The organism is Mesorhizobium sp. M7A.T.Ca.US.000.02.2.1, from assembly GCF_003996995.1.
Taxonomy (GTDB): domain Bacteria; phylum Pseudomonadota; class Alphaproteobacteria; order Rhizobiales; family Rhizobiaceae; genus Mesorhizobium.
In genome coordinates this window covers 21,334-29,878 of the sequence record NZ_RZTT01000021.1, presented here as the reverse complement: position 1 = coordinate 29,878, position 8,545 = coordinate 21,334, and the positions used below count along the sequence as shown (strand labels likewise).

At 63.2% G+C, this 8,545-nt stretch carries 8 protein-coding genes; 3 read left to right on the top strand and 5 right to left on the bottom strand.

Features of this window, described 5'->3' with window-relative positions; all coding sequences use genetic code 11:
- The 5 genes from EOD15_RS03905 to EOD15_RS03885 all read right to left on the bottom strand — a co-directional run.
- Positions 1 to 738 (bottom strand): LLM class flavin-dependent oxidoreductase (locus EOD15_RS03905; protein ID WP_127408302.1); only part of this gene is annotated, 738 nt, incomplete at its 3' end.
- 238 nt (positions 739 to 976) lie between these two features.
- Positions 977 to 1,915: a sugar ABC transporter substrate-binding protein gene (locus EOD15_RS03900; protein ID WP_127269514.1), complete on the bottom strand. Its 939-nt coding sequence runs from the start codon at positions 1,913 to 1,915 to the stop codon at positions 977 to 979.
- A 14-nt stretch (positions 1,916 to 1,929) separates the two neighbouring features.
- Positions 1,930 to 2,925 (bottom strand): ABC transporter permease, encoded by a 996-nt coding sequence (locus EOD15_RS03895; protein ID WP_127322263.1) that lies wholly within the window; start codon positions 2,923 to 2,925, stop codon positions 1,930 to 1,932.
- Positions 2,925 to 3,923 (bottom strand): ABC transporter permease, encoded by a 999-nt coding sequence (locus EOD15_RS03890; RefSeq protein WP_245463572.1) that lies wholly within the window; start codon positions 3,921 to 3,923, stop codon positions 2,925 to 2,927. Before EOD15_RS03890 ends, EOD15_RS03895 begins: the two co-directional genes overlap by 1 nt.
- The gene (locus EOD15_RS03885; RefSeq protein ID WP_127408301.1) at positions 3,920 to 5,422 is read right to left on the bottom strand and encodes a sugar ABC transporter ATP-binding protein; all 1,503 of its coding nucleotides are present in this window, start codon (positions 5,420 to 5,422) and stop codon (positions 3,920 to 3,922) included. The genes EOD15_RS03890 and EOD15_RS03885 overlap by 4 nt, the downstream gene beginning before the upstream one ends.
- A gap of 334 nt (positions 5,423 to 5,756) precedes the next feature.
- Here EOD15_RS03885 and EOD15_RS03880 point away from each other — a divergent pair, with 334 nt between their 5' ends.
- The 3 genes from EOD15_RS03880 (at position 5,757) to EOD15_RS03870 (ending at position 8,527) form a co-directional block, all read left to right on the top strand.
- Entirely contained in the window at positions 5,757 to 6,431 is a 675-nt protein-coding gene (locus tag EOD15_RS03880; RefSeq protein WP_127322224.1) for a GntR family transcriptional regulator, read from the top strand.
- A 19-nt stretch (positions 6,432 to 6,450) separates the two neighbouring features.
- Positions 6,451 to 6,780 (top strand): L-rhamnose mutarotase, encoded by a 330-nt coding sequence (locus EOD15_RS03875; protein WP_127322223.1) that lies wholly within the window; start codon positions 6,451 to 6,453, stop codon positions 6,778 to 6,780.
- Between the two features lie 235 nt (positions 6,781 to 7,015).
- Positions 7,016 to 8,527, top strand: a complete 1,512-nt coding sequence (locus EOD15_RS03870) for an altronate dehydratase family protein (protein ID WP_127322222.1) — start codon at positions 7,016 to 7,018, stop codon at positions 8,525 to 8,527.
- The last annotated feature ends 18 nt before the right edge of the window (positions 8,528 to 8,545 follow it).

Here is an 8,545-nt window from a genome sequence, read left to right as displayed (position 1 = left end):
ATTAGGCTGCATGTCATCGCGCGCGAAACCACCGAGGAGCCTAATGCCGAAGGAGAGCTTGCGGCCGGCCTTCTGCGCCAGTTCACGCATGCCGTCCAGCTTGCGCTCGACATCGGCTGGCGGCTCTCCCCAGGTCAAATATTTGTCGATCTCCTGCGCCGCCACCACGGACCCAGCGTCGGACGAGCCGCCGAAGTAGAGCGGGGGATAGGGCGTCTGCACCGGCGGAAACAGCAGCCTTCCATCCTCGATGCGGAAATGCTTGCCCTCATGCTCGACTGTCTCGCCGCTCAGCACCCGCTTGTAGATCCGAAGGAATTCCTGCGTCACCTCGTAGCGCTCGGCATGCGACAGAAAAATGCCGTCGCCCTTGTTCTCCAGCGGATCGCCGCCGGTGACGACGTTGATCAGCAGGCGGCCATTGGAGATGCGATCCAGCGTCGCAGTCATGCGCGCGGCCAGCGTTGGCGACTGCAAACCGGGCCGCACGGCGACAAGGAAACGCAAGCGTTCGGTCATCGGCACAAGAGCCGATGCGATCACCCAGGAATCCTCGCACGAGCGGCCGGTCGGCAACAGCACGCCATAGTAGCCGAGCGTGTCGGCCGCCTTCGCCACTTGCGTCAGATACGGCAGATCGACCGATCTGCCGCCCTCGGCCGTGCCAAGATAACGGCTGTCGCCATGCGTCGGCAGAAACCAGAGCACCTTGATGCGGTCCGGCACGACCCGGCTCATGGCCTCTCTCCCGCTGCCTGACGAAGGCGGCCGGATATGCCTGCTTTGGTGAGTAGCTGATGCGAAAGAGTGGGCATGGCGTGGTCCTGTCCGGGTGGAAACCAGATCGCCAGTGCAGATTGCTTATTCCACAAACTCTGTAGAGTTAGTTTATTCCAATTCTGCCGCCGCTATTAGAATTTCTCTCTCTGGCAAGAAAAGGAGGCCGGCCCGAATACACCGGGCCGGCCTCCTCGTATCAGAACGCTGGTTCGACCGCGTTGACGTTGTCCTTGGTGACGACGGTCAGCGGGATGGGCAGCCGGTCCTTGACCTGCTTGCCGTCGATGATCTCGGCCATCGTGTTGATCGCCAGGCGGCCATCCTCGACGGGCGACTGGACGATGGTCGAGTACATTTCATTGGTGCGGATCGATTCGAACGCATCCTTCTGGCCATTGATGCCGACGATCGGCGGTGCGGCCTTGGAGGGGTTGGCCTCCTTCCATGCGTCGATGAAGCCGCGGGCCATCGTGTCGTCATTGGCGTAGACGCCGCTGATCTGGTCGCCGAAGCGTGTGATCAGATCGCGGCTGACCACCAGTGCCTTTTGCTGGTCGAAGTCGGCGTTGACCGTGTCGAGCACCTTGATGTCGGCATTGGTTTCCTTCAGACGGTCGGTGAAGCCGCTGACGCGTCCGATCGTGGTGCCGTTGCCGGCCTGGCCGGCGATGATGACGACGGAGCCCTTGCCGCCGAGCGCCTTGCTCAGCGAGTCCGCCGCCAGCTTGCCTTCCTCGTAGACGTCAGGCCCGGTGAACGACTTGATGAACGGCTTGGCATCGTCGCTCATCGGTGAATTGATGAGGATCGCCGGAATGTTCGCCTGCTGCGCGCGCGCCAGCCCCGGTATGTATGCCTGCGGGTCGAGCGGCCACAGGATGATGCCGTCGACCTTGCGCGCAACGCAGGTGTTGAGCTGCTCGGTGCCTTTCTGGACATCAAAATCCTGGCTGAGGCTCAGGATCTCGATGCCGAGTTCCGCGGCGCGCGCCTGAAGCGCCTTGTTGGCCGGCGTCGCGTAGGCATGCGAATCCGCTGCCGTCACGTAGCAGACCGTCTTGGCGCTGGCCCAGCCCGTCGATGCCAGCACAGCCGCCACGGCGGCGACGTGAAGCATGCTTTTCTTGCCAATCATGTGTTTCCTCCCAATCATGTGGTTCCTCCTTGAGTGATTGGATTGTCGCGAACGAGCGCCGGGCGCGTGCCCGGAGCCCTCCCCTTGGTGGTAACGGCCCGATCGAGCACGACGAGCAGGATCAGGATAAGCCCGGACACGACCTGCTGGACGTATGCGGGAACGGACTGGAACTCCATCGCGATGGTCAGCGAGCCGATCGTCAGCACGCCGCCGAGCGTGCCGAGCGCGGATCCCCTGCCGCCTTCGAGACGAGTTCCGCCGACAACGACCGCGGCAATGACGGCGACCGTCAGTTCCGAGCCGAAGACGGGCGAGCCGGTGTTGGTGACGAGGCTCTGGAGAACCCCCGCCAGGCCGGCAAGCGTGCCGGCAAAGACAAAGCCGAGAAAGACGATACGGTCCGAGGCGATACCGCTTTCCTTGGCAGCCGCCGGGTTGGACCCCACCGCAAAGACGTTGCGCCCGGGTATGGTGCGCGTCAGCCAGAAATGCAGCAGCACGATCAGGGCAATGAACAGCGCGCTGCGGAGGGTGAAGACATCGAGATAGATCTTGGCCAGCGCCAGGGAGAGCATGATGTCGGTTCCGGTCACCGGCTGGCTGTTGGTGATCCAGTGCGCGAGCGAGCGGAAGATGAGCATCGTCGCGAGCGTCAGCACGAGCGAATTCACCTTCAGGCCGACGACCAGCATGCCGTTGACGGCGCCTGCCAGGGTACCGACCAGGATGCCGACGATCGCCGCAGGCAGGATGCCGATCTCTCGCTGCAGGATGACCGACACGATGCCGGCCAGGGCAAACACCGCGCCACCGGAGAGGTCGATCTGGCCCGATATCAAAAGCACCGTCAGGCCGATGGCGATCAGGCCGATCGTCGCCGCCCGGTCGAGGCCGAGGCCGAGGGTCGATGCCGAGAGGTAGCCGGGGACCACCAGCGCGGAAATGACGAGCGTCAGACCGAGAATGACGATGACGCGATACTGCGAGACAAGCGAAAGAAAACGCATCACGACACGCCCCGCTTGCGCAGCGCCGCATCCATGCCAACGGCGCCGACGATCAGGATGCCGAGCACGAAACCCTGGATCGGCGTGCGCACACCGTCGAGCACCATGACGTTGGTCAACAGTTGCACGAAGATGAGGCCGGCGATGGCCCGTGGCACCGATCCGAAGCCGCCGACGATCGACACGCCGCCGACCACCACCGCCGTGATGGCACTGAATTCGTAGCCGCCGCCGATGAGCGGCCGCGCGCTCTGCAGCGTCAGCCCGAGCAGGCCGCCGCTGATGCCGGAAGCGAGTGCTGTGATCACGAAGGCGCCAGCCTTCACGGCCTGCACCGGAACCGCACTTGCCTCGGCGGCGCTGTAATTGCCGCCGGTGGCAAGCGTCCATCTGCCCCAGAAGGAGCGGGACAGGACGAAATGGCCGACAAGAGCAATGACCAGGAAGATCAGCACCACGACCGGAATGCCGAACAGCCGGCCCTTGGCGAATTCGGCGGAGGCGGGATTGCTGCCATAGACAATGACCCCGCCGACAGCCGCCTGGACGATGCCCAGTCCGATCGTGCCGATGCCGAGCGTGGCTATGATGGGGTTGATGCCGACATAGCCGACCAAGACGCCGTTGAGCAGGCCTATGAGGCCGGCAAGGCCGACGGCCAGGACGAAGGCCGGCAGCGGCCCGATCACTGGCTGCAGCCCGAGCGACAGGATGGCGCCGCAGGCGATGGTGGCTGGCACCGAGAGGTCAGCCAGGCCGCCGACCACGAGCACGAAGGTCATGCCGACGACGACGATGCCGACGATGGACATCGAGGTCAGGACGTTGAGCAAATTGCCTGATGTGAAGAAGGCGGGGCTGACGAAGGAGCCGTAGAGCATCACGGCGAGGATGGCGAAGGCCAGCCCCGCCTTCGACAGGACACCGACAAGCCTGCTGCCGCGCGTAAAGCGGTCGTTGCGGTTCACACCGCCGATCTCCATGGCAGCTTCGGTCACGCCATCTCCTCCCCGGTCGCCAGCGCCATGATGCGTTCCTCGCTCAATTCGCTGCGCAGGAGAGGCTCGGAGGCGTGTCCATCGCGCATCACCACCACGCGGTCGCAGACGCCAAGGATTTCGGGCAGTTCCGAGGAGATCATCACCACCGCCATGCCGCCTGCGACGAGCTGGCCAATGATGTGGTGGATCTCGGCCTTGGCGCCGACGTCGACGCCCCGCGTCGGCTCGTCGAGGATCAAGACCAAGGGCTTGGCGGCAAGCCATTTGGCGATGACCGCCTTCTGCTGGTTACCGCCCGACAGAAGGTTGATGCGCCGTTCGCCGTCGGGCGGTGAAATCGAAAACTGCTTGACCGACTCCGCGGCAAGCGCGTGATCGGCGCTGCGGCTGATGCGCCCGAAACGGCTCAGGCGGCGCAGTATGGGCAGGCTGATGTTTTCCCGGATCGACATTCCAGGCACGACGCCGTCGCCCTTGCGATCTTCCGGGACATAGGCAATGCCTGCCCTGACCGCCTGGGATGGCGAGTTGATCGAGACCTCGCGTCCGTTGACGGTGACCGAGCCCTCGACAAGCCGCGACAGGCCGAAGATTGCGCGGGCAACCTCGCTGCGGCCAGCACCCACCAGTCCGGTCAAGCCCAGTATCTCGCCGGCGCGTACATCGAAGCTGACATCGCGGAAGCGCGTGCCGTCGCTGATGCGTTCGACGCGCAGCACCGACTTGCCGATCTCGGCCGGGCTTTTCGGGAAGACATTGCTGACTTCGCGACCGACCATCAACCTGATCATGTGAGCGGCATTTATGCCTTCGATCGGCCGCGTCTCGATCATTGAGCCGTCGCGCAGCACCGTCACCTCGTCGGCGATTTCGAGCACCTCCTTCAGTCGGTGGCTGATGTAGATGATGGCGATGCCGTCATCGCGCATCTTGCGCAAGATCCGGAACAACGCCGCCGTCTCATGCTCGCTGAGGCTGGATGTCGGTTCGTCCAGAACGATGATCCTGGGCTGCGCCGCGTAGGCCTTGGCGATCTCGACGAGCTGCTGCTGGCTGATCGACAGGTTGCCGAGCCGTTCACGCGGGTCGATGGCCGCTCCGAGCTCATCGAGGACGGCGGTCGCAGCCCGGATCATCTCGCCCTTGCGCAGAAAGGTCCACTTGCCCGGCATGCGGCCGAGATAGACGTTTTCGGCGACGCTCAGGTCGGGGACCAGATTGATTTCCTGATGCACCATGCGGATGCCCAGCGCCTGGGCGTCGGCGGGCCGGCGCATGCGCACTTCGGCGCCGCCGACCCTGATTGTGCCGCTGGTGGGTGCGTAGGACCCGTTGAGCACTTTCATGAGCGTCGATTTGCCGGCGCCGTTCTCACCCACGACCGCATGAACGGTGCCGAATTTCACGGCGAAATTGACGTCGGACAGAGCCTTCACGCCCGGGAACGTCTTGCTGATGCCTCGCATGTCCAGGGCGCAATCGGCGGCGACAGTCATATCTGGCTAGGTTCCTCCTGGCGGCTGGCCGATCGTCCTCGGTATCGGCCGTCGATATGTTAGTATAATAGTCGCTTCAACGCACCTCGACCCCTCTTCGAACTGGCTTGAACGTCCGGGCTTTGACACGCGACTCAGTCCAGGCTCTCGGTTGCGGATTGAATTTCTCACCGCGGATGATGACTATTGCACTAATATAACAGTTCTGGCAAGCTGGATTCCGGCGGTCGCTATGGACATCGTGTCACCGACACCCGCCGCTTCCATTGGATGCTTCCAATTGACATTCTAGTATTATCTGGCCATTCCTGGTGAACGAAGACACGGATTTGCAATGGACCTGGATCCTTCGACGCTCAATCGGGCTCTTCCGCTCCGCGATCAGATCTACCACAAGATCCGTAACCTGATCGTCGTCGGGCAATTGAAGCCGGGAGAGGTTATCAACGAAGTCGCCATCGCGGAGGCCCTGGGGGTGTCGCGCACCCCGGTGCGCGAAGCGGTCAAGCGCATCAGCGACGAGGGCCTGGTCAAGATCTTGGCACAGACCGGCACCTATGTCGCTCCGATCAGCCGGGCCGACCTGGAAGAAGCCTATGTCATTCGGCGGGCACTGGAGATGGAGAGCGCCCGACGCGCGGCCGCCAAGTTCACAGCGGCGGCCAGCGAATTGCTGGAAGACAACATGGCGGCGCACCGGCTTGCCATATCCCGCGGCAGATATGCCACCGCGATACAGCTCGACGATGTCTTCCACCGCACCATAGCCGAGATCTGCGGCCTGCCGATGATCTGGAGAGCCGTCGACATCTCGAAGGCACAGATGGATCGCGGACGCTATCTCGCCATCCCCAGACCGGGCTATGGAGAACAGACGATCGAGCAGCACGAGGCCATTTTCGACGCGCTCAAGCGCCACGACGCCGAGGGTGCGGCGCAAGCGATGGAACACCATCTCGAGACGTCGTTCCGCAACACGCTCGAAGTCGCCGCCGACCTTCTCGGCTGAAGCCTCGCGAGCCACCGGCATGCAAAGAATGGGACTTTGTATCGGCGTGAAAGCCGAGGCGATCGCGGACTACAAGCGCGTCCACGCCGCCGTCTGGCCCGAAGTGCTCGACGTCATCAGCCGCGCCAACATCCGCAACTATTCGATCTTCCTGCGCGAACCGGAGAACCTTCTGTTCGCCTGCTGGGAGTATCACGGCAGCGACTTCGCCAAGGATGCGGCGCGAATGGGCGAGTCGCCGGCGATGCGCAAATGGTGGGAGCTGTGCGACCCCATGCAGACGCCACTGCCGACGCGCGCCGACGGCGAATGGTGGGCGGCGATGGAAGAGGTCTTCCATCTCGACTGACCGTGTCCCGGCCGGGCGGCGATCCGTTGTTTCATCCAGCCGTTTGCCGCCCTCAAACTGCGCCGCAAGGCGCACTCATCGCACGCCACTCACCTGACCGATCCGCCGCAACGCCCTGCAGTCCAGGCCTTTCGAAACCGCACCTTGACCGCTGACATTCTATTATATTAATATTCCAAATCACTTTTGCCTCTCGACGCTCCTTGTCGGGGAGAGCTTTTTCAGAGTTTGGGTTATGGCACGGTTCATCAAGCTGTCGGATACCGACAACATTCTTCTGGCGGTCGATCCGTTGAAGATCGGCGACAAAGCCGGGGACGTGGCAGCGAAGGCGCGCATACCGCGCGGGCATAAGATGGCCCTGCGCGACATCGGCTCGGACGACCCGATCGTGAAATACGGCCAGACCATTGGCTTTGCGCGGGAACCCATCGTCGCCGGCGACTGGGTTCACGAGCACAATGTGTATCTGCGCAATTTCGAACGCGACTACGTCTTCGGCACCAATACCAGGCAAACCGAGATCGTTGCCGAGGCCGAGCGGGCCACCTTCATGGGTTACCGCCGGCCGAGCGGCAAGGTCGGCACGCGCAACTTCATCGCCGTCCTGACGTCAGTGAATTGCTCTGCCAGCGTCGCCCGGTTCATCACCGACGAGGTCAACCGGTCTGGCATCCTGCGCGACTATCCCAATATCGACGGCATCATCGCACTCGTCCACGGCACTGGCTGCGGCATCGACACCAAGGGTCCCGCTTACGACCTGCTGAAGCGCACGCAATGGGGCTTTGCCACGAACCCCAATGTCGGCGGCGTGCTGATGGTCGGGCTCGGCTGCGAAGCGTTCCAGATTCCGCGCTGGATGCAGTCGTACAACATCGAGGAGAGCACGATTTTCCGCACGATGACGATCCAGGAAACCGGCGGCACGCGAAAGACAGTCGAGGCCGGCGTCAAGGCGATCGTCGACATGCTGCCTACGGTGAACGCCGCCGAAAGGACGCCGCAACCAGCCTCCGAACTGGTGCTAGCACTGCAATGCGGCGGATCGGACGGTTACTCCGGCATCAGCGCCAATCCGGCACTGGGTGCTGCGGTGGACCTGCTTGTCGGGCAAGGCGGCACGGCCGTGCTCTCGGAGACGCCCGAAATCTATGGCGCCGAACATCTTCTCGCCTTGCGCGCCGAGAGCCGCGCGGTGGGTGAAAAGCTGATCGAGCGCATCCGCTGGTGGGAGGATTATACCGCCAGGCACGACATGGAGATGAACAACAACCCTTCGCCCGGCAACAAGCTGGGTGGGCTGACGACCATCCTGGAGAAATCGCTCGGCGCCTCCGCCAAGGGCGGCACCACCAATCTGCGCGCGGTGCTGGAATATGCCGAGCCGATCAACGAGCGCGGCCTCGTCTTCATGGATACGCCTGGCTACGATCCGGTCTCGGCCACCGGGCAGGTCGCCGGCGGCGCCAACATATTGTGCTTCACCACCGGCCGCGGTTCGGCCTTCGGCTGCAAGCCGACGCCCTCGATCAAGCTTGCCTCCAACAGCTTCATCTTCGAGCAGATGCGCGAGGACATGGACATCAATTGCGGAGACATACTGGACGGCGTCTCGCTGGTCGAGAAGGGCGAGGAGATCTTCGCCGAGATTCTGCGCGTCGCATCCGGCGGGCGCACCAGGTCGGAAGCGCTCGGCTATGGCGACAACGAGTTCGTGCCGTGGAGCCTTGGCGCGACCATGTAGCGATACCGCCCGCCTGCA

Excerpts from the sequence above, each read along its gene's own strand:
- EOD15_RS03880 (WP_127322224.1), top strand. The coding sequence starts at position 5,757 with ATGGACCTGGATCCTTCGACGCTCAATCGGGCTCTTCCGCTCCGCGAT.
- EOD15_RS03895 (WP_127322263.1), bottom strand. The coding sequence starts at position 2,925 with ATGCGTTTTCTTTCGCTTGTCTCGCAGTATCGCGTCATCGTCATTCTC.
- EOD15_RS03870 (WP_127322222.1), top strand. The coding sequence starts at position 7,016 with ATGGCACGGTTCATCAAGCTGTCGGATACCGACAACATTCTTCTGGCG.
- EOD15_RS03875 (WP_127322223.1), top strand. The coding sequence starts at position 6,451 with ATGCAAAGAATGGGACTTTGTATCGGCGTGAAAGCCGAGGCGATCGCG.
- EOD15_RS03900 (WP_127269514.1), bottom strand. The coding sequence starts at position 1,915 with ATGATTGGCAAGAAAAGCATGCTTCACGTCGCCGCCGTGGCGGCTGTG.
- EOD15_RS03885 (WP_127408301.1), bottom strand. The coding sequence starts at position 5,422 with ATGACTGTCGCCGCCGATTGCGCCCTGGACATGCGAGGCATCAGCAAG.